This is a genomic window from Amycolatopsis sp. NBC_00355 (genome assembly GCF_036104975.1).
Lineage (GTDB): Bacteria > Actinomycetota > Actinomycetes > Mycobacteriales > Pseudonocardiaceae > Amycolatopsis.
Genome location: NZ_CP107982.1, coordinates 4,657,471 through 4,683,047 on the forward strand (window position 1 = coordinate 4,657,471; position 25,577 = coordinate 4,683,047).

17 protein-coding genes are annotated in these 25,577 nt (G+C 71.1%); 8 read left to right on the plus strand and 9 right to left on the minus strand.

The genetic code is table 11. The annotated features are described in order from the left end of the window. Nucleotides 1-80: 80 nt before the first annotated feature. Nucleotides 81-647: an STAS domain-containing protein gene (locus OHS18_RS20480; protein ID WP_328618128.1), complete on the plus strand. Its 567-nt coding sequence runs from the start codon at nucleotides 81-83 to the stop codon at nucleotides 645-647. A 329-nt stretch (nucleotides 648-976) separates the two neighbouring features. Here OHS18_RS20480 and OHS18_RS20485 read toward each other — a convergent pair whose 3' ends face one another. After that, on the minus strand, nucleotides 977-1,924 hold the full coding sequence (locus tag OHS18_RS20485) for a hypothetical protein (protein WP_328618129.1): 948 nt from the start codon (nucleotides 1,922-1,924) through the stop codon (nucleotides 977-979). Between the two features lie 365 nt (nucleotides 1,925-2,289). On the opposite strand from OHS18_RS20485, the gene OHS18_RS20490 reads away from it, so the two are divergent. The 7 genes from OHS18_RS20490 (at nucleotide 2,290) to OHS18_RS20520 (ending at nucleotide 11,258) form a co-directional block, all read left to right on the plus strand. Continuing rightward, on the plus strand, nucleotides 2,290-2,823 hold the full coding sequence (locus tag OHS18_RS20490) for a hypothetical protein (RefSeq protein ID WP_328618130.1): 534 nt from the start codon (nucleotides 2,290-2,292) through the stop codon (nucleotides 2,821-2,823). A gap of 110 nt (nucleotides 2,824-2,933) precedes the next feature. Next, nucleotides 2,934-3,392 carry a hypothetical protein gene (locus tag OHS18_RS20495; protein ID WP_328618131.1) on the plus strand — a complete coding sequence of 153 codons (459 nt, stop codon included), beginning with the start codon at nucleotides 2,934-2,936 and terminating at the stop codon, nucleotides 3,390-3,392. Next, nucleotides 3,389-5,125, plus strand: coding sequence for a hypothetical protein (locus OHS18_RS20500; protein ID WP_328618132.1), 1,737 nt, complete (start codon nucleotides 3,389-3,391; stop codon nucleotides 5,123-5,125). The genes OHS18_RS20495 and OHS18_RS20500 overlap by 4 nt, the downstream gene beginning before the upstream one ends. Nucleotide 5,126: 1 nt before the next feature. Beyond that, nucleotides 5,127-5,282: a hypothetical protein gene (locus OHS18_RS20505; protein WP_328618133.1), complete on the plus strand. Its 156-nt coding sequence runs from the start codon at nucleotides 5,127-5,129 to the stop codon at nucleotides 5,280-5,282. A gap of 37 nt (nucleotides 5,283-5,319) precedes the next feature. Beyond that, nucleotides 5,320-5,802 carry a hypothetical protein gene (locus OHS18_RS20510; RefSeq protein ID WP_328618134.1) on the plus strand — a complete coding sequence of 161 codons (483 nt, stop codon included), beginning with the start codon at nucleotides 5,320-5,322 and terminating at the stop codon, nucleotides 5,800-5,802. A 12-nt stretch (nucleotides 5,803-5,814) separates the two neighbouring features. Continuing rightward, nucleotides 5,815-7,359 carry an AAA family ATPase gene (locus OHS18_RS20515; protein WP_328618135.1) on the plus strand — a complete coding sequence of 515 codons (1,545 nt, stop codon included), beginning with the start codon at nucleotides 5,815-5,817 and terminating at the stop codon, nucleotides 7,357-7,359. Then, nucleotides 7,359-11,258, plus strand: a complete 3,900-nt coding sequence (locus OHS18_RS20520) for a CHAT domain-containing protein (protein ID WP_328618136.1) — start codon at nucleotides 7,359-7,361, stop codon at nucleotides 11,256-11,258. Before OHS18_RS20515 ends, OHS18_RS20520 begins: the two co-directional genes overlap by 1 nt. Here OHS18_RS20520 and OHS18_RS20525 read toward each other — a convergent pair. From OHS18_RS20525 to OHS18_RS20560, 8 genes are all read right to left on the minus strand, one after another. Further along, entirely contained in the window at nucleotides 11,239-14,835 is a 3,597-nt protein-coding gene (locus OHS18_RS20525) for a caspase family protein (protein ID WP_328618137.1), read from the minus strand. The genes OHS18_RS20520 and OHS18_RS20525 overlap by 20 nt on opposite strands. Then, the gene (locus OHS18_RS20530) at nucleotides 14,832-16,262 is read right to left on the minus strand and encodes a hypothetical protein (protein WP_328618138.1); all 1,431 of its coding nucleotides are present in this window, start codon (nucleotides 16,260-16,262) and stop codon (nucleotides 14,832-14,834) included. Before OHS18_RS20530 ends, OHS18_RS20525 begins: the two co-directional genes overlap by 4 nt. 18 nt (nucleotides 16,263-16,280) lie before the next feature. Beyond that, nucleotides 16,281-19,013 (minus strand): CHAT domain-containing protein, encoded by a 2,733-nt coding sequence (locus tag OHS18_RS20535; protein WP_328618139.1) that lies wholly within the window; start codon nucleotides 19,011-19,013, stop codon nucleotides 16,281-16,283. Between the two features lie 196 nt (nucleotides 19,014-19,209). Further along, a complete protein-coding gene (locus OHS18_RS20540) occupies nucleotides 19,210-20,247 on the minus strand; it encodes a protein phosphatase 2C domain-containing protein (RefSeq protein WP_328618140.1) in 1,038 nt (345 codons plus the stop codon). Between the two features lie 8 nt (nucleotides 20,248-20,255). After that, nucleotides 20,256-20,969, minus strand: a complete 714-nt coding sequence (locus OHS18_RS20545) for a vWA domain-containing protein (protein ID WP_328618141.1) — start codon at nucleotides 20,967-20,969, stop codon at nucleotides 20,256-20,258. 19 nt (nucleotides 20,970-20,988) lie between these two features. Continuing rightward, on the minus strand, nucleotides 20,989-22,512 hold the full coding sequence (locus tag OHS18_RS20550; protein ID WP_328618142.1) for a DUF4407 domain-containing protein: 1,524 nt from the start codon (nucleotides 22,510-22,512) through the stop codon (nucleotides 20,989-20,991). Beyond that, nucleotides 22,509-23,972, minus strand: a complete 1,464-nt coding sequence (locus tag OHS18_RS20555; protein ID WP_328618143.1) for a hypothetical protein — start codon at nucleotides 23,970-23,972, stop codon at nucleotides 22,509-22,511. Before OHS18_RS20555 ends, OHS18_RS20550 begins: the two co-directional genes overlap by 4 nt. Continuing rightward, nucleotides 23,969-25,411 (minus strand): hypothetical protein, encoded by a 1,443-nt coding sequence (locus tag OHS18_RS20560; protein WP_328618144.1) that lies wholly within the window; start codon nucleotides 25,409-25,411, stop codon nucleotides 23,969-23,971. The genes OHS18_RS20555 and OHS18_RS20560 overlap by 4 nt, the downstream gene beginning before the upstream one ends. Between the last annotated feature and the right edge of the window lie 166 nt (nucleotides 25,412-25,577).

Sequence of the window (25,577 nt, forward strand, 5' to 3'; positions counted from 1 at the left end):
GACCTGGTCGGGTGCCACTGTCCGGAGTGGGCGTGCCCGGCTCTTCGACCGGCGGGGTCTCGGCGCGGGCGAGTTCGAGCATGAGCCGCGCACGCTCACCGACTGCGTCCGACCCGGCACGCGCCCTGCAGACGTGGCACTCACCGACCCCGATCAGCACCGGCGACGCAAAGACTCGCGAAGAAGACGCGGCCGACGTACGCTCTTTCGTCGAAACTTCTGCTTTGGGTCTGGTCGGGAGCCGGACCGTCGACCTGAGTGACCGGAGGCAGACGATGACCTTCACGATGACCGTCCGCCGGAACAGCCGCGGGAGCATCGAACTGGTCCTGACGGGCGAGATGCTGGGCAGCGCACCTCCCTCACTCCGATCGCGGCTGTCCGACCTGATCACCGTCGATCGCCCGGAGACGCTGCTGATCGATCTGCAGCAGGTGACGGCGATCAGCAGCGCCGGAATACACGCACTGGTATTCGGCTACACCATCGCTGTCGATCACGGCACGTCCTACAGAGTTCGTCACGCTCGTGGCCAGGTCCGCCGTGTCCTGCAGTTGGCCGGCGTCCTCGAAATGTTGACCGACAGCGATGACCTCGGAGCGCTTCTCCTTGCGACGATAAACCTCGGGGAACCTCGTTCCACCTGACGATTCCCGCATCCGATACTGCCGACGGCGAACTTCACACCGCTTCCCACCCGTCGATCAAATCGACGCCGCCGACCTGTCGGCGGCAATCGCGCCCCGCGCGAATGGCCACGTCGCGGGAGTCGATGGTCTCGAGCGCGGACATCGACTGCGACGGCGGGACGAGACACCACGTCATAGTTGCGAGAGCACCCGGTCGAGGACCAGTTCGGCCGTCGGAGCCGGAACACCCGGGCTGCGAGGCCGGGGGCCCGCCGGACGCTCCCGTTCGAACGCCGACACAGCCTCGGGATCGGTCTCGGCGACCGCGCGCAGGACGGCCGGGCCGGTCACCGCGGGCCCGCTGTTTGCACCAGCACGTCGAGGACCGGCTGGAAGTCCATCCAGCGCGACTCGTCGACCGAGGCGTAGACGGCGTAGTCGTGGTCGTCCGCGCGCCAGTACCAGCCGAGCGCGTGGCGTTGAACCCCGGCCTTGGTGGTGAACCGGAACTCCCACACGACGTCCCCGGCGTCACCCGTGGTCACCTGATCGAGCCGAAGCCGCTCGTAACCCTTGCGGATGGCGGGCGTGTTCTGCTCCAGCCCGGCCACGGCGTCGAGCAGTGACATCACCGGGGTGGGGCTCCCGCTGTACCGGATCGTCGAGCCGGCTCCGTCCGGATCGTCGGCCTCGTCGGTCGACGCGAACGCGCCCCGACGCACCGACCATCCGGCCGGGATGCTGACCGACACGCCCGCCGGGCCACTCACCCGCTGGTAGCCATCGGGCACCGCTCCCGGAGAGTACGACGCGCTCGCCGAGGTCGCCGGCGTGGACGTGTCCGTCGTGTAAGTCACCGTCGTGGTCGACGGTGTGGAAGTCTCGGTGACGACGTAGGTGGGGGTCTGACCGGAGTAAGCGCCCGCGCCGCTCCCGGCCCCCAGGACCTGACTTCCGGTGCCGGCCTGTGATACAGGCCGGTACCCGACCGCGGAGACCACCACGATCGCCACCACCGCGGCGAAGACGGCCACCCCGCCACCGATCGCGATCTTCACCCGGTTGCGGATCTTCGCCTCGTCGACCCCGGCCGGGGTGCTGGGCGGCGATTCCTGGAATGCGCCCACCGGCTCGGCCCGGATCACCGCGATCGGTTCCGTGGGTGGACCGGCGGCCATCGACCCCGCTGACTCCTCACGTTCCGGTGAATCGCCCGGTGCTCGTGCCGGGCCCCACAGCGACCCCCGGGTGGCCGGCTCGTTCCCGGAATCGTCGAAAAACGGCGTTCTGTTCACTTCAGGCACCTTTCACTCGGCACACCGCGCCGGGTGATCGTTTCTCAATCGAGACTTCCGGGGCGTGCTGTCACCCGACACAATCGCATCCGGTTCGCGTTCTGTTTCGACCTGGCGCCTGCCGGGTACCGCGAACACCGCGATGATGAGGAATTACGATCATGCCGACTTCTTGCCTTTCCTGTGGCACACCGTTGAGCACCACGGACACCGATTGCCCCGCCTGCGGCGGACGGCGACCGAATTCGCCCGGTGAGAAGGCCTGGGCCGGTACCGCCGCACCCGGCGGGCCGTCGGGCCGCGTCCCAGGCCGCGTCACGACCGGGACGGTGATCCGGACGGGCGCCGTCCGTCAGGAACCGGTCATGAGCCGGAGCTTCGTGTGGGCGACCCGGACCGGCGCCGCGCTCACCGTCGTGGCGCTGGCCGTCGCCGTGCTCACGCATGCTCCGATCGGGTCCCTGCTGGTGGTCTGCTGCGCCGCCGCGACCTTGCTCCCGTTGTTCGGCGCCGGCCTGCGGGCCACCCTGCCCGTGGCTGCACGCGAGGCCGGAAACCGTAGTTGGCCTTGGGTTTTGCCGATGCAGGAGCGATCCCGGTCACGCACCGCGGAAGTCTCCGACTTCGTGGTCAAGGATGTGACGGGGGTAGAACACGTCTGCGTCGTCACCGGCAGACTCGTCCCTGCTCCACCCGAGCAGGGCACCGTCGTCGAAGCCTACGGACGGCGCGACCGGGCGGGCCGGGTGGTGCTACGGCAGCTGGTGGTCGTCGGCACCGGCCGGGTCCTGACGCCCCGGCGGCCCGCGGCCGATCGCCTCACACGGGTCGCCGCGGCCGCCACAGCCGCGGTCTGGTTCGCGGCCGCGGCGGCGTTGCTCATTCTGGCGGCCGACTGATCCATTGGGCCGTCCGGGTGACGCTCGACCCTCGTCGGAACCATCCGTAATAGACGACGATCCGGCGACGACTAGGGACAGGAATGCCTCACCCCCAGGGAGCAGGCGCGGTGCCGAAACCATTGATCACCAAGCAGAACGGGATGCTTTCCCGATCGCGGCGCACGACGAATAGCGCGGCGTCGACCGGCGGCAGGCTGAAATCGGGCCGCCGATCCGACAACTACCTCCGTGCCGTTCGCGCGCTCGACGCGTCGGGAAATCTCAGTGCGGTGGAGATCGACGAATTCATCGACGGAGTACGTCGGGAATTCGCCGAAAAATATCACACGATACCCACAGGGATCGTGGCCGAATGCCATCTCGGTGAACCGTTCGAAGTGCACACCCTGGCGTTGGACGGGTCGATCATCGAGCACTACCGCCGCGGGCAGGAGCTGCCCGCGGCGCTCGAACGCGCCCGCGCGCTCGCCGTTTCACCGGCCTACCTGGCCGTCGAGGTCTACCCGGACCGCCTCGTCTGCGTGCGCGCGGACGGCTCGGTCGTACTCCTGGAAGGTGAGTCGTGAACGAGGTCCAGATCTCCCGCGACATCAGCGCAATCAGCCGGGCGGTCAACCAGATCGCGAATTCGCAGGACGTGCTGCACCAGAAGCAGGCCGTGCTCCAGCAGTCGATCGGCAACGTCGCCGACGCGCAGGATCGGACCCAGGGCGAGCTTCTGGACCTTCGCGCCGAGTTCACGGAGTACCGGCGCCGTGACGAACTCCGGCACAACCTGCAGGTGGCCCACACCGAGATCATCCAGGTGCGACAGGAGCTCGAAACGAACTTCGGGCACTTCGCCGAGGTGCGCCGGCTCGCCACCGGTGCGTTGCAGGCTCTGGACGTCGGGATCGTTACGCACGGCACGATCCGCCAGCTGTCCGAAGAGCTGATGCTGGTGACTCCGCGGTACTGGCTCGCCCCCGCCCTCGTCGCCGTCGCCGCCTGGATCCGCGACGATCCGGAGCTGGCGCAGAAGGCCCTGGTGGAAACGACCCGCCGGGACAACGACAAGGCCGCCCTCTTCTTCGCGCTCGTGTTGCGCCGGCACCGGCGCAACGAGGCCACCGCGAGGTGGCTGCGTCAGTACACCGCGCGCCAAGACCCGACCGGGCTGTCCCGCGAGTTCACCGTGATCCTCGACGCGGTCAGCGTCGGCGCGTTCGGACACGAGTCGAAGCACCTCGTGATGCGGCAGCTCGGTGGGTGGTACGAGCAGCTCGCCGACGACCGCGAGATCGTCGACCGGCAAGTCGATCGGTGGGCCCGGCTGCTCGACGCCGACCGTCGGCCGGTCGATCCGCGGTACACCGCGCTCCCGGCCATCAGTCCCACCTGGCCGCAGCTCAAGGAGCTCTACGAAGGAGCGACCGTGCACCGCACAGCGGAGGAGCGGTTCAGAGCCATGTTCACCGGCGAGCTGCCGCAGAGCGAGGACCTGCGGCAGCGCGTCGACGGGATCCTCGACGGACTCGTCACCGGCTACGACGCCGAGGAAGCTCCGCTGCGGCACAAGGAACACGAGCTGCAAGAGGTCGTCAAGGCCGACGGCGACAAGGTCAAAGCGGCGAAGGCGGTCCAGACGGCCGCCCCGCTGCACGAGCAAACCGTCGACTTCCTCACCCTGCTCAGCAACGCGGCGGTGGGTGACCCGCGGACCGGCACCTCACCGGGCACCCAGCGGTTCGCGGTGGCGCTGGCGAAGGACTGGATCGTCGAGGGAGCCGGACGGCTCGAGGCGGCCAATGTCGGCGCGCAGCCCCCTGACGTCGAATTCAAGCTGGAGGGGTGGTCCGCGCGGATCGACCAGACCACCGGTGAGGCGGACCTCGTCGCGGGTTTGGCGGCGCATATCGATGCCGAGACCGACACCGCGGTCGCCCGCGTGAAGTTCGCCGGTCCGCCGTTGTCGGCCGCGATCATCGCCGGGATCGTGCTGCTGCTGGCGCTGTGGGCGGGGCTGGCGCACAATCCCGGGCTCGCGGTGTTCTTCCTCCTCGCCGCGTCCGGCCTCGCCGGCTGGTCCGCGTATCAGGCCCGCACGCTCCCCGCGCGCCGGCAGGAGCTGCGGCGCCAGGGCGAACAACGTCGGGCCGTCGCGGTTGCGCAGCTGCGGGGCGGGATCGCCGAGCTGGTGGACCTCCGGGCCGACTGGGAGCGGGAGCTCGCGCTCGCCCCTTCCCTGCGGTCGTATCTGAACCGATTGAACAGCACCGCGTTCGCCGCCCCGGCGCCCGGCGCGAAGCGAGGAGCGTGAGATGCCGAGAGCAATCACCGGTCGCCCGGACGGCCCCGAACGCCCCGAGGCGCCGGACCCCAGACCCGTCCTCCGGGACGACGAGGTGGCGCTGGACCTGCCCGGTTGGGACTTGCTGCCACCCGCCGAGTTCCTCCACCGGCACGCCCGGAAGTGACGTCGTGCACCGGACACCCGGACCGTACGCCGCGTGGGTGAGCTGGCTGGCGGCCTTCGGCCGCGGCGAGGACCTGCCCACGGGCCATCTGCCGCCGATCCGTGCCGATCTCGGGCCACAGATGGTCGAACGGCTGGCCCGGCACGTCGCGGACGCGTTCCACGACCGCTTGCGCCGTTGGCAGGACTCCTTCACCCGCGATCAGCAGCTGCTGCTCGCCCGTCCGGACCGGGCGGTGACCGTGCTCGCGGTCGTCCTCGCGGACGCGCGTAAGCGGCTCGGACCACTGGTGGCGTTCACCGTCCACCCGGGACTTCCGGCGGAGCTGCGCACCAGTCTCGCCGACGCGCTCCGGGAGACGATCTCCTCGGCGCAGCGCAGTCTCGAAGACTCCGTGCGGGAAGCACCGGTCCCGCTGCGCAACGCCGTCCGGCAGAACAGCCTCGAGCCCGCACTGACCCGGCCGGCGCCACCGGCACCCACCGGACCGGCGCGTGGCCGCCGGGTCATCCTCGACTAGGGAGAACAGGCAATGCCCAACGGGGCCGAGACGAAAGCACGCATCGAGTCCTACCTGCTGGCCCGCATCCCGTTCGTGTCCGTCCGCACAGTCGAACGCGGGCGTGCGCTGGAGATGCTCGGTGAGCTGGCCAGGGAGAAACAGCTCGATCTCGTCGTGCACACGCTGAGCCAAGGACTTCGCGACCTCCGGAACCGGCAGGTGGTCTCCGACGACAAGTCGCTGCTCGGCGCCCTCGACCTGGCGGGCGAATGGTTCCAGGCGCGGGCGAACCAGACCGTCGTGTTCACCGACGTCCAGCACCTCGGCGACGACAACGAGATCTCGCGACGGTTCGTCGACCTCGCCCAGCTGGCCGAGGAGCACGGTGGGTGCATCATGGTGATCACCGCCGACCCGACCTGGAATGCCCTGCAGCGCATGGGGATGGCCGTCACGCTCGACCTGCCCGACCCGGACGAGATGCGCGCCGAGATCGAAGAATTTCTGCACCAGTACGCAGGCGAGATCCGGATCGAGTGGGGCCCTGCCGAGTGCGAAGAGGCCGCGTCGATCCTCACCGGTGTCACGAAGATCGAGGCCCTGAACATCCTCGCCACGTTCGTGGTGCGGAAGGCCATCACCAAAGCGGAGCTGATCGAGCTGGGCCGGGCCAAGGACTCGATCTTCAGCGAGCTGGCCGGCATCGAGCGAGTCCCGGTTCGCGCCGGCGACCACCTCGTAGGTGGCCTGGCCGGGCTGCGGCGATGGCTGGACCGCAAACGCCCGCTTCTCACCATGGACCTGCGCGACCGCGGGATGCGGCCACCCCGCGGGGTGCTCCTGATCGGTGTACCTGGCTGCGGGAAGTCCCTGTCGGCCAAAGCGATCGCGAGTGACTGGCAGCTCCCGCTGTACCGCTTGGACATAGCGTCGGTGCTGGGCAACTACGTCGGCCAATCGGAGAGCCGGTTCCGCGAGGCACTCGCCACGGCCGACGCTGTCGCACCCTGCGTGCTCTGGATCGACGAAATCGAGAAGGGACTGGCCGGCTCGGGCACCGACAGCACCGGCGTCACGACCCGCCTGGTCGGCCAGTTCCTGTACTGGCTGCAGGAGTCCCCCGCCCGGGTCTTCGTGGTCGCGACCGCGAACGATGTACGGGCGTTGCCGCAAGAGCTGTTGCGCAGCGGCCGGTTCGACGACATGTTCTTCGTCGACCTGCCGGACGCCGAAGAGCGGCGGGAGATCATCCAGATCTACCTCCGCAAGTACCTGCGCGTCCCGGTGGCGGACGACGTCGTCGAGGAGCTGGTGCGGCTCAGCGACGGGTTCGCCGGCTCCGATGTCGAGGCGGCCGTCAAGGAGATCGGGTACGAGGCGATCGCCTCCGCCGACGACCGGGACGTCCCGGTCGAGTTCTACCGCGACGCCTTCCGCAACATCGTGCCGCTCGTGCGATCGGCGCCGGAGCGCATCGACGAGGTCCGGCAGCTGCGCGACCGGGCCATCCCGGCGTCGGGGAAGCTGCGGGACCCGGCCGAGAAAACCGCTTCCCGCCGGGTCGTGCTCGGCTGATGCCGACCGAGTCCACCGAAGACCGCATGAGCGTCGCCGAAATCCACCACCGGGCGGACGTACTGGCGGAGCTGGTCGAGCGCGACCCGCACGCCACCGATCCCGGGGGGACGGGGCCGATCGGCTACCTGCTGCTGGACTCGCTCGACGAGACCGAACCCGGCTTCGCGACCGACCTTGACACCGCGATCCTCCTGCTCCGGCACGGGGTCGCGTTCGCCGCCGACGACGATCTGGCCTGCTCGTGGCGGATGGCACTGGCCGTGGGGTATGCCCACCGCGCCGGCACCGGTGACGCCACGCAATGGACCGCGGCCCTGTACTGGGGTGAGCAGGCGGTCGCGACCGCGAACGACGCCGACGAGCTCGCGGAAGCGGTGCTCCAGGTGGCCGAGATCCGCGCGGGCCGGCTGGGCGCGCGGTGGGACGACGAGCACGTGTCCGCGGAGACCCGCCGGTACGAGCTCGACGGCGAACTGGCTGTCTTCTCCGAGCTGGCCGAACAGCTCGCCGAGCCGGCCGATCGGGCACTGCTGGACCTGCACCGCGGCCGGATACTCGGCGCCCGGCACGACTTCTCGGCCGAGGACGCCGACTTGCGGCGCGCGATCGAGCTGGTGGACGACGCGCTGGGTCGCCTGCCCGCCGGGCACCCGGCGCTGCCCGAGGGGATGTCGTTGCTCGCCGATCTGCACCGCGAGCGGTACCGGAAGGGCGAGGACCCGGACGACCTCCACACAGCACTCGCGCTGGCGACGGCGGCGGTCGAGGCCACCTCGCACGACGATCCGGTGCGGCCGGAACGCCACCTCCAGCTGGCGAGGCTCGTCCTGATCCGCCGGCGGAAGGCGGCGGAATCGGATCCCGACGACCTCGACCGGATCATCGACGGTCTCGCCGTCGCCGTCGAAGCGGACGTCGATCCGGACGTCCGGATGTGGTACGGCGAAGCATTACTCGAGCGCGGCCAGGAGTCCGGCAGCGTCGCCGATCTCACCGCGGCCACCGAGTGGCTGGCCCGCGGCGCCGCTGCCCAGGATCCGGCGGAGGAAGACGCCTGGTACGTGTGGAGCCAGCTGGCCGAGACGCACTCCGAGCTGTTCGAGCGCACCGGGGACCAGCGTCACGCCGACGCCGTCCTGGAGGCCGTCGCCAGCGGGCTCGAACTTCCCGTGCCCGATCCGGATCTGACGTACGAATTCCACACCCGGCGGCTCGACGCGGCGTTCCAGGACGGCAAGCGGCCGGACCTGCGGGAGCTGGTGGCCCGGTATCCGGTCGTGGAGTGGGTCCGGCAGGCGCACGCGGCAGTCGATGACGCCGTCGCCGCGGGCCAATTGTCAGAGATGGCGGCGCTGCTTTCGTACAAGGTCGGGATGTCCTGGTATTACCTGGTGGTCCGCACCTCCGACCACGGGACTGCGGACCTCGCCGAATTCCGCACGCTGATCAGTTCGATGAGCCCACTGTTCAGAAATGCTCTCGGCCTCCTGGATCTGCCGCCGGAGCACCAGTTACTGCTCGAAACATTGGTGGAGTTCTACGACAACGTGACCCGGATCGTCGCTGGTGACGGCGACGCGGACTTCTCCACCCTGCAACGGGCGTTCACTGAACCGGAGCTGTCGGATGTCCGCACGGGTCTCCGGGACATCATGAACGGCTTGCTCCCCCTGGTGGGTTCGATTACCGGATCCTTGAGCGCCATGGACGCCGGGCTGGCGCTCTTCGCCGCCGTGCGGGACGACGAGGCGGCGAACCCGGGTAGACGTGCCGAAGCCACGGCGATGCACAGGTTCTACGAGGTGCTTCGGGCGATCCACACCAGGACCGACCAGCGGGAGATCCACGAACTCGCGCGGAGCGCTTGTGACCTCCTGCGCGCACTTCCGCCCGAGCCCGCGCTCGACCCGATCCTCGACATGATCGAGATGCTCACCCGTGTCGGAGCCGTCGCCTTCGCGACCGAGCCGTTGCCCGCCCGCAGTTCAGCTCACGCCGAAGCCTGGCTCGGGAAACTGCTGGAACCGATGTCGGTCGGCAGCGAGGTGATCGCCGCCGTCAACACCAAGGACCTCCGCGCGCTGCGACAGATATGCGACCGGTTGTCCACCATGGCGGTGCCGGTCGACGGCGAGGAGTCGATTCCGTTCCACGGCGTGCGGGCGGTCGCCTACGAAAACCTGTTCCTGCTGGATCCGGGGAACGGAGAAGCGCTGGAGACCGCCATCGACGCGTACCGGCGGTGTTTCGCCGAAATAGACATGGACAGCAGCCCGCTGCTGGCCGAGCAGTCGACATCGCTCGCCGCCGCGTTGCGACGCCGTGGGCGTCCGGAGGACTTCACCGAAAGCCGGCGGCTCGCCAGGAAAGTCGTGGAAAACGCCGCGTGGCGGGTGCTGATCCAGTCGGAGAGCGAGCACGCGATGGAGATCGCGCGCACCTCGATGGACGCCGCCGACCAGCTCACCGCGTGGTGCGTCGAAGACGACGCGGTGGCCGAGCTCGTCCAGATCGTCGACGCGCGGCGGAGCCTGGTGCTGCGGTCGGCCAACACGACGCGCTCGGTTTCGGCGCAGCTGGGCACCCTCGGGGAGGACCTTCTCGCGCTCGAATGGGAGGCGGCGGGCGGTGCCGACGAGCCGTTGGCGACCGAGCACGGCGGTCCGGGCATCGGCTGGGGTGCCCTGCGGCGCAAGGTGCTCCGCGTCCTGGCGAAGGACTCCGAAGACCTGTTGAGCCCGCCTACTGTCGAGGAGATCCAGCACGCCTTGCGCGCGCAGGGATCCGACGTGCTCGCCTACCTCCTGCCCGCGAACGCCCACCACGGGGCCGTCGCCGTTCTCGTTCCCGCGCAGGGCGCCCCCGTGGCTCGCCCGCTGCCCGAGCTGGGCGAGGCCGAGGCGGTCAAGCGTTACCAGGAGGCCTATGCCGCCTGGGACACCGCGGACCACCCGGCCGGCCCCGAGTACCAGCGGTGGGTCACCGAGCTGCACGAAGTCTGCCGCTGGGCCTGGGACGCCGCGGCCGCTGAACTGCTCGACTACGCCGGCCGCGATACGCGGTTCGTCCTGGTCCCCCTCGGGGTTCTCGGGCTGGTGCCGTGGCACGCCGCGTACCGCCCGGTCGACGGCCACGACCGTCACTTCGTCCAGGACGCGACCGTCTCGTACGTCCCTTCGGGGCGGCTGTTCTGCGAAGCCGTGGCGCGCCCGGACGTGCGCGGTGACGACGCCCTGCTCGTCGGCAATCCCGCCGGCGACCTGCCCGACGGGGCGGCCGAAGCGGTGGCCATCCGGGACTCCTGCTACCCCGGCGGTGTCTTTCTGGGCGGCACCGGGCGGACGCGGTGGTGGATCCCGGCCTCTGCCGGGCCGGGCACCCCCGAACAAGTGCGGGACCACCTGCGCGGGCCGCTCGACGTGCTGCACCTCGCGTGCCACGCCTTCGCGGACGTGCGCAGCCCCCTGCGGTCCCGGATCGAACTGGCCGGCGGCGCTCTGTCGGCGCGGGACCTCCTGGAGCTGAGCCCGGCCCGGCCTCTGGAGCTCGCGCTGGTCGTCCTGGCCGGGTGCACGACGCAAGTGTCCGGAGTGGACTACGACGAAGCGCTGTCCCTGTCGGCGACCTTCCTGGCCATCGGCGCACGGACTGTCGTCGGCTCCCTGTGGCGGGTGCCCGCCGGCTGGTCCACGGCCACGCTGATGTGGCTGTTCCACGAGAACGTGCGCCGCCACGGCCTCACGCCGGCGGAGGCGTTGCGCCAGGCGCAGCTCACCCTGCTCGAGCAGTCGGCGCCGCTCGACGGGATACCGGATGCGCTGTTGGAGCTGCGTCCGGCCGGTTCCGGCACGATCGGCATCGAGAGCTGGGCCGGGTTCAGCCCGCAGGGACGGTGAACAGGACTTTCAGCAGGTCCGCGGCCGCGTCCCGGGTGAAGGCGGAAAGGACGTAGTAGTCGCCGATCGCGGGGAGGAAGGACAGGGGGATCTCGTCGGGCGAGCGGCCCGGCAGCACGACCGGCAGCACCTTCTGCGTCCACCGGTCCCGGTCGCGGTGCAGGAGGTCGGCCAGCCGGCTGTACTCGGACCGGATGCCGCGGTGGCGCGTTTCGTCGGTGAGCTCGCGGTCGCCCACCGCGCGGTACACCGGAGACGCCACGACGATCACGTAGTCGGTGCGCAGGATCTGGGTCGTGGTCCACTCGTCCCAGTTGCGGCGCTGTTCCAGGCCGTCCTGGTCGACGCGCACGTCGACGCCGGCTCCGGACAGCAACCGGCACAGCTCCACGACGGCCTTCTTGTGCGCCGGGGACTCCTGCGCGTACGAAACGAACACCCGGGGCCTGCCGTCGTCCGCCGGCGTGGCCGGGACGTCCGCTTCCGGTGCTTCGGGGAGTCGCACGGTGAACGCGTCCGGCTCGCCGCTCGCCCCGAGGCCCAGCCCGCCCTCCGCCGTCAGGTGGTAGGCACCCCCGGCCAGCACCGGCAACTCGGTCCGGTCCGGAGGGGTCAGCAGGACCAGCCACGCGGTGTGCGTGCCGGCGTGGACGCCGCCGGAATGCCGCCACCGCACCCGCGCGCTCCCCAGGCCGAAGCCGGTCACTTCCGGACGGACGGCGGGCAGCGCGACGTTGGCTTCGCTCGCGTCGGCCGCCCAGTGGGAGCGGCCGTCGGTGCGGCGGACGAAGTTGAGCTGCCCGGTCAGCTCGTAGGTGCGCGCGGGCTCGGCCACCGTGACCACGCGGGGGATCGCGTCGAGCACCACCACTTCGGCGGCGTCGAAGGTGAACTGCACCTCTGCCCAGGCCGGCGGCGTTTCCCCGGCGGGCACGTCGAACTCGTAGTTCACCCGGACGAGGTAGGCCGCGTGCCCGGCGAAGCCGGCCGGCAGCGGATCGATCCGGTGCAGCTGCCAGCCGGAGAACCGGATCAGGCCGATCTCGATGTCGTTGGGCGCCAGTTCGACGGATCTCACAAAGACATCGAGGAGCAGCGGGACGGTGCCCACCACTCGATCATCCGATGACGAACCCACGTGATCCTCCTCTGGGCAAGCGGACGCCGTTTCTTCGACCAGGCAACGGAAGGAGACCTGCCCCGTCCGCAGCGCGGTCCGGTTTTCCGGCCGCCCGACACCGAACCGCTCGTGGCTCAGCAGGGTCGTCCGGTACAGTCCGGCGCAGCCGGCCGAGACGGCCCGGAGCGCGGCGTCGGCCGTGTTGACGATGTTCGTGGTGAAGCGAACGCCGGACAGCGCCGCAGGCTCGACGACGTCCGGCCCGTCGGCGACGGGACGCTCTCGCACCAACTCCTGCAGCGAGCGGTCTCCTGGCTTGCCGTGGGAAACCCAGATCGCGATGGCGAGGTAGCCGGTCACCTGGCCCCGATACACCGGCAGCTCGTCGAGGCCTGAAGCACCGAGGTACTCGGTACGGGCGGAGAAGATCGGTTCGCCACCCGGGCTTCCGGTGACCACGAGCACGTCCAGCCGAACGCCGGGCTCCGCGGACACGTCTCGCAGAGACACCACCACGTCGGCCGAGGCGGCGGTTTCCGGGCGCCACAACCATGTCGAGGCCTCCGGTCGTTCGTCGACCTCGAAGCGGGTGACGTCGAGCGGCGGTGCAGGCGCGGGGACCAGGTCGAAATCGATGGTGCGCACCGCGAAGTCCGCCGCACGGCCTTGGCTGCGCAAGCCGCTCAGCGAACGGAGACTCCGCCCGAGGGCCGAGCCGGCCAGGAGCGGCGCCGCGCGGACCCCCTCCTGCTCGAGAACGCGGCTGTCGACCGGTTCCGAGGTGACCAGCACGACGATCGTCTCCGGGCGAGGTACGCCGCGGTCCAGGTCGGTGGGCCAGCCCAACGCCACCCCGGGCAGAGCTCCGGTCAGATCGTTGCCGCCGAACGTGTACTGCCCGCCGCGGAGCAGCCGGACGCCGCTGGGCGACGACGGGTTCAAGAACGAAATGCCCGCGGCGACGCCGATGTCGAGCAGGGACACGTAGACCGTGTCCGGGCTCTCGTTGCGTACCCGGACGTAGACCGGCTGGTCCACGTGCAGCACGGACCCGGACGTCGACAGCGGCACAGCACGGCCCGCGTCGACACGGCCGAACTCGATCGACACAGGCAGGGGCAGCTCTTCACCCGGCACCTCGCTGAGGCAGCGCAGCGCGCGGGCGCGGGCCACCCGGGTCAGGTCCCGCACGACCCGCCGGACGCCGTCGGACCCGTCCGGACGGGATCGGTGCAGCGGCCCGAATTCGTCGTACACCACGAGGCCGCTCCGGTCGTCGCTGCCGACCTCGGCGGGACATTCTTCACCGGGCTCGCCGAGGCGGATCAGCGGAGCGAGCTCGATGGCCCGGGCGAGCGGGGCCAGGCGCGGACCCGGGGACCTCAACCGGACCGGCATCAAGGGCGTGACCGCGCGGACGAGGTGGGCCCGCGCGCCGATCGGCAGCTCGGTCACCAGCTGCGGCGCGCGCAGTTCACCCCAGGCCGCGGCCAGATCGACCCGGTCGACGCCCACCTCCCCGATCACCCGGCCGTCCGGATCGGCAGACTCGCCGGGCACGACGACGAACTCGTCGCCAGGCACGACGCCGAGGAGCGCGGCCCCGCTGAGCCGGACCCTGCCCGCGACCATGGCAGCGGGCAGCGTCGCGACCGGATCGGCCTCGGTCACGTCGAACAGCAGCCGCCGGGCCGGTCCCTCGGCCTCCGGCCGCTGGGCGGGCAGCAGCGCAAGCACCCGGCGGCGCACCCGGTCGACGACCGTCGCCCAGGAGACCGTCACTTCGCTGTCCTTCGCCTCGGCCAGGGTCTGTGACAGGGCGTCGGTCAGCAGCCCGGTCCGGATCCCGTCGGTGTTCACGTACTCGTACGCGGACTGCTCCGGCGCGCAGGCCACGATGCGCACGGCGTCCGGGTTGCCGGTCGGGGTCCACCGGGCGAGCCACCGGTCGTCGCGCCGAAGCCGGTCGAGGTGGGCGGCGATGTGCTGGTACGGCACCGGCGCCGGCCGCGCCTTGACGACCTTTCCGGGGTCGCGGGACATGTGGGCGGCGTGGCAGCTGTCGAGCACGACCGTGACGTTCTTCGTCTTCGCGGTCAGCTGTGTGAGCAGGATCGTCAGCTCGATCGAGGTGATCCCCCGGAAGTCGTCTTCGGCGGACTCGTCGTAGTCGACCGGCACGATGAACTGGACCGAACCGCCTGCCGGAGCCACGCTGCGCCCGCCGTGTCCGGAGTAGTACACGACGGCCGCGTCCTCCTCGCGGGTTTCGGCGATGAACCGCGAGTACGCGGCGAGGATGCCGGCGCGGGTCGCGTCGCTCCCCTCGCACGTGGTGCTGGTGAACCCCCAGTCGCCCAAAGCCCCGGCCATCGCCGCGACGTCCTGGCCCACCCCGGCCAGCCGGCCGGTCCGGGCGCCGATCACCAGCGCCCGGCGCGATCCCGTCGGGCTCACCCGGCGGCCTTCAGCGCGTTCCGCCACGGGTAGTCCGGGGGTACCGCGGCCCGCCGCAACTCGGCCACGGCCTCGGCAGCGCGGCAGAGGCACCGCAGGGCATGCAGGGCGGCGAGGTCGGCCGCGTCGGTGACCCCGGCCGCGATCACCGCGTCGACCCGGTCCGCGAACTCGCCCGCGACGACCTCCAGCGGACCGCCGAACGGTCGTTCTTCGTCCAGGAATGCTCCCAAGCACAGCAACATCGTCGTGGCGCCCGGGTGGCCGGTGGGCAGGTCGCGCACCGCCGCCAGCAGGCATTCGGCCCCGGCCACCGCATCGGCCCGGTCGCCGTCGTCGTCGAGCCGGTCGCGCAGGTTCAGGGTCACGGCCAGGACGAACCGGTCGACGGCGGCGGCCGCATTGTCGCCGTCTTCCGCTTCGACGACCATCGTGGCCAGCGCGACCAGCTCGTCCACGACGTCGATCGGGAGCCCGGGAGCGTCCGGCAGGAGCAAGTCGGCGGCGCGGGCCCAGACCGGCTGGTCGGGGTCGGGCCCGCTCAGCTTCTCGTGCAGCGAACTCCGCAATCCGGCACCGCCGGCCGGTTCCGGGACGACCGGGGGCTCCGGCAACGCGGGTTCCGACGACGGCTCGGCCTGCTCCACGACGGCGACGGGACGGTCGATGGGAGCGACGTTCATGATCGATTGCATGTCGGCGAACGAGAGGAAGGACGCTGTTCCGCGGCGGCCCTGGCCCGCGCCGGAGATCTTGCCGAAGCGGTCCTGGAGGTCCTGCAGCTTTGCCATCGCCGCCATCATCCCCTGCAGGTCGATGCCGGCATCGCCGGTTCCGCTCACCATGGTCTGCATGATCTCGGCCGCCGACAGCAGCGATCCGGCGGCGCTCCGGAGGTCGTCGGAAGACGGACCTTCGGCGAGCACCTGGCGGAAGCAGCCGACGGCACGATCGACGTCCGCTCGGATGTCCGGAGCGAGGCCGCCGCTCAGGAGCTGCATACCCGTGCCCGGCGTCTGGAGCACCTTGGTCACCCGGCCGAGGCAGAGCTGCCCCAGTTGGAGCCGGCTCATCTCCCTCAGGACCTTGCTGAGGTGCGGCGAATCCAGTGCCTCGGTCAGCACGCGCATCCCGGCTTCCCGGTCTCGCTCGTCCTCGGTGTGCGTGCCGTACCGCGCGCCCAGCAGCCAGCCGAGCTGGGCAGCGACCTGGCCGCGGACGCTGTCGCCTTCTCGCAGGTACCCGAGGCACTCCTGCCAGGCGGCGATCGCGTCGTTCAGGATCGGCAAGGCCTCCGGACGGCCCGGGCCCGCCCGCCAGTACCGCTCGGCCAGTGCCTGCGCCAACCGGGAAAGCGGGGCCACCCTGGCAGATCCCGACAGCCCGGCCAGCTCGGACCTCAATGTGGTGACGGTGTCTTCGGTCAACGGTGCGTTCCTTCCCGATCAGTGTCCGAAGTGGATGAAGCCGGCCCAGGCGGCCACCGGGGCCGGCTCGCCGTGCGGCACGGCCGCCAGGAGTTCCGCGGGCATGCCCGCGGGCGGCACTCGGCCGGGGTCGAGCATCCACATCTGGGCCTGGCGCAGCGCTTGCCAGGGCGGCAGGCCCTCCCGCCGGCAGTAGTGGTGGAACAGGTACATCAACGACGGGGTCTGCGCGTCCGGGATGCTCCACTGGGTGGACAGGACCGACCGGGCTCCGCCGGCCAGGAAGGCGGTGCCGAGGCTGTACGCCTCGTCATAGCCGTGCACCGACCGCCCGGTGTTGCACGCGGCGAGGACGACCAACCCGACCTGGTGCCCCGGCGAGGCGACGAGCAGTTCCAGGATTTCTTCGGCGGACAGCTCGTCGCAGCCGGGATCGCCCGGATCGGCCGCGGCCAGCAGGAGGAAGGACTTCGCGTCCTCGAGCCCGGCCGCGAACGAACCATGGCAGGCGAGGTGGAGCATGGCCCCCGCGCCCGGCCCGGAATCGACGAGCCACCGGCGGACCTCGTCCGCGGAGCCGCGCCCGGACGGGCTGACCGTCCCGTTGGGACGGCGGCCGACGTACCGCGCGCCCCGGTAGAACGCCTGCCGGACACTGTGCGCCTCGAGCCGCGCGGCGTCGAGGCCGCGGGCGACGTCGCCGGTGTCCGGGTCGCCGACCACCAAGCCTCCGGCGGACGCGGATACCGGCCCGCGCGCGGCGTTCTCGCACAGTAGCTGTGCCGAAACCGCCTGCGAGACCGCGGCCAGTTCCACCGCGTGGACGCCGTCGCGGCGCCGCGCGGCCTGCCAGGGAACGCGGGCCAGGTCGCCCATCGGGATCAGCACAATCCGGGGCACGGTGCCGTCGGCGCGCGGCGCGCGCCGACCGAAGTAACCGTCCAGCAGCGGGCCCATGGCCGCGCCCCACGCCCAGTCGCACAACGCGTCGAAGCTGCCGACGAGCGGATCGTCGTCCGGCGGCGCCGCGAGGTCGCGGGACGACCGGTCGGCGAGGGCCGCCAGGTACCGCTCCACGCTGGCGTCCTCACGCACCGAGAGCTCCGGCAAGGCCATCCACGCCAACGAGCCGTCGACGTGGGCGATGAGCGCCAAGCCGGGCAGTGGTGGTTCCGCGGGGACCAGGTAGACGAGCGCGTCCGCGGCCAAGCTCGCGAGCGCGGAACGGATCTCGGCGACGCTGGGCGGGTCGAGCAGGCTGCCTGCCTCCTCCGACGCCTGGGTCAACACCGAGAGCACCTCGCGCCGGAGGTCGCCGGCCTCGGCGCCTTCGGTCTCCCAGCGCCGGGCCAGCTCCGTGTGTCCGGCGGCCTCGAGCCGCGCAGGCACCTTCGCGAGTTCGGTCGCGGCGAACAGCATCAGGCCACGGCCGGTGTCCAGCGCGCGCAGGGCGGCCGCGAGGTTGTCCGCCTTCACGCACCGGCGCGCGAGACCGATGGCTCCTCCGGCGGCGTCGCGGATCGCGATCTTGGCGCCGGCGGCGTCGGATTCCAGCAGGACACGCCAGGCGTAGCTGCGCTGGGCGAGCAGACCGGCCTCCCCCACCTCTTGCGAGTGCCCGTTCCGCTCCCGGATCTGGCCGAGCATCTCGTTCACCTGGGCCCAGTACGGGTGCTGCGGGCCGCCCAGCTGGTCTCGCGCGCGTTGCAGCAGCTCTTCGGCCTCGTCGAGACCGTCGGTGTTGGCGGCGACCTCGGATCGCCGGAACAGGGCGAGCGCGACGGAGAGCAGGCAGAACGCGTGTTGCGGGTGCTCGGGCGGCAGCAGGGCCAGCGCCTTCCGGTGGTGGTCGATTCCGAGGTCGATCCGGTCGAGGTCTGTTTCGCGGCCGGCCCTCAGGTAGGCACCGCCCAGCGCGAGGTGGCTCAGGGCCCGGTCGTGGGCGGGCGCGTCGGCACGGTCGGCTTGCTCCCGCAGCTCCGTGAGCTGCTTTTCCGTGGGCTTCGCCTCGGAACCACCGAACAACCCCCGAAGCGGTTCCACGCGGATCATCGTGTCGGCCATCGCCTGCCGGATGAACTCCTGGCCCGGTAGCAGCTCCTGGGCCGATTGCTGGGTGGCGTCGAACAGATTGAACATTTCGGCGTGGTCACCGCGCTGGTTGGCGGCGAGGGCCCGGGTCATGGGTTCCAGCAGTTCCAGCAGCGGCGCGAATTCCGGTCGGTCCCGGAGCTGCTCGACGTGACCGGCCAGTTCGGCGGGCATCCGGCGCACCACGCTCTCGTTGCCGTCGTTCACCGCGCGCAGGAAACCGGACATCGTCCGCAGCAAGCCGAGAGCCGGTGCCGCCGCCGGATTGTCCGCGGCGATTTCGGCGATCGTGTCCAGCTCCGCGTCGAGGGGTGACAGATCCGCCAGCTCCCCCTGGACACCGGCGTGGAGCATCGCGCTCACCCGGGCGAAGGTCCGCGTCTGCGTCCATTGGGGGTCGGTCGGCGGATCGGCTTCGGCGAAGCGCAACAGGTCGCCGGTATGGGCGGCGTACTCGGCGGCCACTCCTTTGCCTCCGCGGAACATCGCCATGAGCATCGCCGCGGCGGTCCTGGCCCGTTCGGGGTGCTCTTCAGGCAACCAGGCCAGCCCGGCGACCACCTCGGCGATCTCGGCGTCGGCACACCGGCCGGTGAGCGCCCGGATCACCGTCGCCTGGCACCGCATCACCACGGCGTCCTCTTCGAGAATCTCGGTCACTGCGCTGTCCTCCTGGTTTCGGCGTCAGAACGCGATCCGCCGGCCGTGGCGTGTTCCGATTTCCCGAAAGCCCGGCCCAGTGGCCCCTCGGCTGGGGCAGCACCCCGTCGCATCGATTCTTCTGCTGCGGAACAGCGTCGACGGAAGGAGTCGCTCCGGGCGCCGATTCGTTTCACCGGAAATCCGGAACAGCACCTCACGGCCGGAGCCCGCCGACCGCTGTGCCCGGCCAGATCGCCACCGCGGTCCGGTCGTCGTCGTGCGACCGCCGGGCGAAGTCGACGTGCGCGGCGAAGGCGAGCGGCTCGGGCGGACGCCGCCAGTTCACGGCGAGGAACTCGCCGACCGAGCCGGTCCCGTCGTCGAGCGGGTCGGCCACCCCGTCGCTGATGAGCAGCAGCACATCCGTGGGCGCGAGCCGCGTCCGCACGACTTCCGGTGGCTGCCCCGGCAGGTACGGAAGCGCGTCGGTGGCCGAGGACGCCACGGCGGTGCCCTGGTTCTTGACCGGGTTCTGCGGCTCCCAGCGGACACCCGAACGCAGGACCCAGGCCGACGTGTCGCCGTAGGCGAGCACGTGGACCGGGTGGCCGTCGACGGCCGGACGCATGTCGACGACCGCGAACAGCACGGTGGTCGCGAGTTCTCGGGCCACCTCCTCCGGGTCCGGCTCGACGACGCGGGGCTGCGCCGCCACCTGCAACCGCCGACGCCCCGCGTTGATCACCTTCGCGGCGAGCACGCGCAGGATGTACGCCCAGTCCAGCTCGTCCGGGCTCGCCGTCTCGAGCAGCTTGGCAACCAGGTGGCATCCGTGCTGGCTGACGACGTTCGCGGCCACGTGCGACAGCGGACGGCTCGACATCCCGTCCGCGACCGCCGCGACCACGAACCGGCCGTCGCACCGGAAGGCGTAGGCGTCCTGGCGGACCCGGCCGGCGAACCGGTGAGCGCGGCCGCGTGTGCTGGCCGCGCGCAGCGCCATCGGTTGCAGGCCGTCGGCGCCCTTCAGCAGCACGCCGTCGAGCACCGTGTCACGGTGGTCCCAGTTGTCCGGGTCCGGATAAGACGGTGCGGTGGCCGCCCGGCCGGGGTCGCCGACCTCGAACGGGGTGAACCGGAACTCGCCGCCCCAAGCCGGGACCGGCGGCCCGGTGTCCGGGTCCGTCGTCCGCGATGGGTCGTCTTCTCCCGGAACCGGCATCGCCGTGGTCTCGAGCCGTCGTCCATCCATTTCGGACATCACACGAAGTCGTCGTCGGCGGTGTGCGAGGTGACACCGGCGGGCAAGTCCTCCTTGTCGGGCAGCTTGATCCCCGATTCGCCCTGCGACATGCTGCGCCCGGACTCGAGCACGCTCGAGATCATGATCTCGGCCATGGCAGTGATCGCCTTGGCGGCGTCTTCGCCCTTGTCCATCAGGTACATCTGCATCTGCTTCCCGCCGGTCGACGGGTGGATCAGCGACTGCAGAACGCGCGCGTCTGCGTCGTCCACCCCGAACGCGATGACGTTCGGGTACGCCTTGTCCCCGACGAGCTCGGCGAACGCCGCCTTCCACTCGGCGGTCCGGTCGGTCGGGGCGCCGTCCGACAGGAAGAACACCGTCGGCCGATGCACCAGGAACTTGTCCGCCTTGAGCAGTTTGATGTTCGCGGCGATCGTCGAGTGCAGCAGCTCGAACGCGGCGACGTAGGAGGTGCCGCCTCGCGGTGTGACGGTCGGCAGGTTCAGGCTCGGCTCGAGCACGTCGCACAGCGGCAGCTGCACGCGGGCGTCGTCGGCGAAGTCGACGAGCCCGATCCGGACCTTGTCCGACAGGATCGGGTTCTGCGCGAGCGCGTCCCGGACCTGGCCGAGGATCCGGTTGGCGGAGTCGATCTTCTTGCCGGACATCGAATAGGACGCGTCGATGACGAGGTAGAACGGGAGCAGTTTGGCGCCGTTCGCTTCCATGGCGGTCTTCCTTTCGTGATCAGGGGTGCGGGACGGCCGTGCCGTTGAGCGGCACGCCGTTCGGCGGTGGGCCGGCGTTCGCCTTGAACTGCCGGTAGGTCTGGTTCACCCCCGCCTGGTGCCGCCCGGGCCCCGAGGCCGCGGCCGGGGCGGCCGGGGCGGCCGCGAAGGGCCGGAGGGGGATGGTCACCGCGATGGGCTGGGTGGCAGGCGGCGGTGGCGGGGCCACCGGTTCCGGCTCGCCGGAATTCGCCTTGTACCAGCTCTTGAGCTCCTCGTCGCTGCGGCTCTTCGCGATCCGGCCCCATGTCTCGATCGCGTCCTTCGCGATCTCGGCCTGCTGGTCGACCAGCAGCTTGTTGGCCGCCTTGGCCTGCTGCAGCTGCTGGTCCTGGAGGTCCTGCTCGATCTCCAGCGTCAGGTCGGTGCGGCCGCCGGCGCGGTGCTCGAGGGCCTTCTCCTCCTTGGCGAGCAGCGTGTCGTACAACGACGGCGCACCCACCAGCGACAGGAGCTTGACCACCACCGGCAGGATTTCGATCAGCAGGAACAGCAGGGTCAGCGCCAGCTTGGCCAGCTGCATCTGCGAGCTGCCCGCGGTCAGCCGGTCGAGCGCCTCCAGCCGGGCGAGCAGGCCGTCGTTGCCGAGTTCGCCACGGTCCAGCCTGCCCTGCGCCTCGGTGCGCTCCTTCTTGCGCTCCTCGAGCCGGGGGACGAGGGTCGTGAGCTCGGCCTTGGCCGCCCCCGCGTTCGACGCCGCACCACCGGAAATCCGGTTCTGCGCCTTGTTCTTCGCGTCGTTCAGCTGCGAGTTGGCCGCGTCCAGATCGGCTTTCGCCTGATCCGCCTTGGCCTTTGCCTGCAGGTACGCCTCGCCGACCCCGGCCCGGTGGGTGCCGCAGCTGCCCACCAGCTCGCATTGGGCTTCGCCCGCGGCCTTGTCGTACGCCGCCTGCGCATCGGTCACCCGCTTCTGCGCGGCGGTGACGTCGGCGTCCCCGCTCACGCTCGGCTGGCTCTGGCCGGACGCGACGGCTTGGAGCTCGTCGGCCTTCTGCTGCATCGGGCCGATGTCGGCGAACTGCCGGTTCAGCTTGTCCTGCGCGGCGATCAGGTTGTCCGAGTGCATCACCTGGATCTCGTTGGTGATCTCCGGTTCGAAGATCCGCAGCACGAGCGGCATCGAGACGACGGACCCGATCACCACGGCGAGCAGGAGCCGTGGCACCGCGGCAGCCAGGTTGCGCAGCCAGCCGGTCTGGCGCCGCATGTTGACGATCAGCATCCGGTCGAGGTTGAGGATGACCACCGCCCAGAGCACGCCGGCCAGCGCAGCCACGGCGGGAGGCAGCTTGAGGGTGCTGATGAGCGCGAACGCGGCGGACACGCCGGCGACCCCGGCGGTCGTCAGCAGCACCCCGCCCATCGCGGAGTACTTGACCCGGTCCGTCTTCGCCTTGGCGAGCACTTCCGGCTGCGCTCCCGCGATGCGGGCCAGCGGGTAGCGGGGGCGCCGCGCCGACCGGCGCGCTGGGCTGGTCATGGGTGTACTTCCTGGTCGGAGGAGTCGTCATCGGCTCCGTGATCGGCGAAGAACTCCGCGAGGTCGAGCGGAACGGCGGACAGGCCCGCTCCGAACAGCGGCGGCGGGGCCGGCAGCACCACCGGTGCGGGTGCGGCCGGGGCGGCCGGCACCGCCCACGCGTCGACGGCGTTCGCCATCGGCGGCAGCGGCACGGGTGTGCCGCGGGGAAACTCCGGGAGTACCCGCCCCACGGACGGCAGCTCCGCCGGGGTGAGCCGGGGCAGGTCCAGCCGCGGCATCGGCACCGGCAGGTCGTGGAAGGACGGAACGTCGAAGACGGCGACCGGGTCGGTCAGCACCGTGGCCTCGCCGAGCTGGTTGCGGGCGGTCACCGTGATCCGGCCGGTCCGGGCCGGGTGCAGGACGATCGTCCCGGTCCCCGCGGCGCCCGGTACCGAGGTGCCGGGAACGCCGGGACCCGTCGCTTCGAGCGTGGTGGCTTCCTCGGCCGACCAGCTGATGGTGAGCGGCTCGCCGGCCGCGACGATGGTCCGGTCGAGGTCGACCCGCTCGAGGGTGGGCGGCGCGAGCGACTCGCCGAGCGCGCGGCGCAGGTAGCGGTGCCACTCCTCGGCGGACGGCCGCCCGGCGGGGTCACCCCGCAGAGCGGCCGCGAGCAGGTTCAAGCCCTGGACGTCGAGCACCCCGCGGGCCTGGTTCGGATCCCGGTTGATCGAGCTGTTGTGGTCCGGGGTCAAACAGCGCAGCACGAAAAGGCCGAGCTTGTAGAGATCGGTCTCACGGGTCAGCACGTCGGCGCCCTCGGGCGGATCCCAGTCCGGCGCGTTGAGCTGCGGCGCGACGGCACCCACCTTGCGGACGGCGTCGCAGTCGACGAACATCACCGTCGGGTCGGCGCCGAGGCGGAACACCGCGTTGCGCGCGTTGATGTCCCCGAACGCCACACCCAGCTCGCCGTGGAGGAACGCGAGCGTGGCGGCGAAGTCACGGCAGATCGTCAGCCGTTCGCCCGGGGTCGGGGTCGGCGTGCCACCGAGCAGCGCGCGGTCCGGCGGGATGAAAAGGAACTGGACTTCCCGCGGCAGCCGCTTGACCCCGCCGCTCGGCAGCTTGAGGTCGTGCATGAAGGAGTCCGGGATCCGGCGCAGGACCAGACCCAGGAGGGCGCCGTCGCCGTCGACGACTTGCCGCACCGGCCAGGTCGTCGAGGCGTCGAGGCGGTGGAGCTTGGCCGGATCCGCCAGGAGCCGGGAACGCAGGCCGATGATCGTCCCCATCCCGTGCGGTGGCGCCTTCCCGGGCTTGTACTGCTTGTACACCAACGGGCCGGGCACGTCGGGCAGGCTCAGCTGCGGTGCGTCGTAGATGTGCGCCTGCCCGCCGGACCCCAGCTTGGCGCCCAGCTTGCCGAGCGCGCCGAGGGTCAGGTCGGCCTCCGGCGGGCCGGCCGTGGTCACCAAAGGACACCGCCCGCGAAGACGCCGAGCACCAGTCCCAGCAGGAGGACCGCGCCGAGGACGACGCGGCTCCCGCGCGCCGGGGCGGGCACGCCGACGCGACCGAGGATCCGCGCGAAACGGCCCGGGCCCGCCGCAGCCGGCGGATCGGCCGTCGCCTGTTCGGTAAGCCACCGGTGGGCCAGCACGTCCGCCAGCTCGCGGTCGAAGCCCGCCCGGGCGACAGCGCGGACGACGTCGGTGGCGCGCGAATGCGCCGCGAGCCGACGTGCGTCGTCGTGTGCGGCCGCGGTCTCCCGGCCGACTCCGGTGGCGCCGAACGCCACCTGGACGACCCGGTCGAAGACAGCGTCCCGCAGCTCGGCAGGCACGTGCCGGCGGATGGCCGCGGTCGCCCAGCCTTCGTTTTCGAGGGCCTTCCGGACGTCGTCGCGGTCGTCGACCTTGGCGACCTCGTACTCCAGCTCCACCAGCGCGCCGTCGACCGCCCGCACGTCGCGGGCGGTGACCAGACTGTGGGCCAGCTCGGTCCACCGCGCGAAGGTCAGCGTGGACCGGCGCACCGGTTCCGGCGCCGGCATCACGGCAGGCACAGCGGCGACGGGCACCGGTGCGGGTGGGGCCAGCACAGCGGGCGTGACGTCTGCGCCCGGCGGGTCGATGCCGTATTCGTAGCGGTAGACCAGCGCATTGGCCCGATATTCGTTGTGCGGGCTCGCCCCCTGGTCACGTTGCAGGTCGATGACGATCATCCCCGCGGTTCCGGCCGGCTCGGGCGGCGACTCGAAAAATTTGATGGCGAAGCCGCCGTTCACCACGCCGTCGTCATGGGTGGCGAAAGTCCATCTGCGTCCCGGAAGCTCGGTCGCGGCGATTTCGTGCAATGCCCACAGGATCGCGGTCCGGTCCTCGGGCGCGCACCCGAGGAAACCGATCGGCGTGGCCGATGACTGCAGCAGCCAGGCGAGTGAGTGGGCGAGCAGGTCTCCGTGCGCGAGCGCCTGGGCCCGCAACCGCGCGGCCGCGGCCGCGGCCGCGTCCCGCAGTTCGCCGACAACGAGCGACGGCAGCCGGCGATCGGCGGGTGGCCGGGCCGACCGGCCCGGCCAGTCCGCGGTGGACAGTGCGAGCTCCGCGGTCACCGTGTTCTCTTCGCCCAGCAACGCATGGGTTTCGACGACATCGGGCCGCTGCGGGTCCCACGTCCGGCACAGCACCGCAGCGAAGCCGTCGGGAAAGACGACATAGCTCAGCGCGCGCAGCGGTGCCGACGCGCCGATCGTCTCCGCGAAGCTCAGGTGCGGCCGCACGAGGCCGAGCCACGCGGCCTCCGCCTCGGGCCCGTCGAGCGAGGACGCCACCACCGAGACCGCCCCGTCGGCGGCGACCTGGAACAGCGCCTGCGCCACCGCGGTCGTGACCGTTTCGGTGCTCGTCATCAGTGTCCTCCGGGACGGTTTCGGGCGATTCCGCGACCAGCCGGCGAGCGCACGGCGGGCAACGCCTCCGTTCATTCGTTCCGGCCGGTATTGCCGTTACCGCCCACCCATGAAATCACAAACTCGTGGCCGAATCGGCATTATGGCGTACTGCCGATTACAAGAA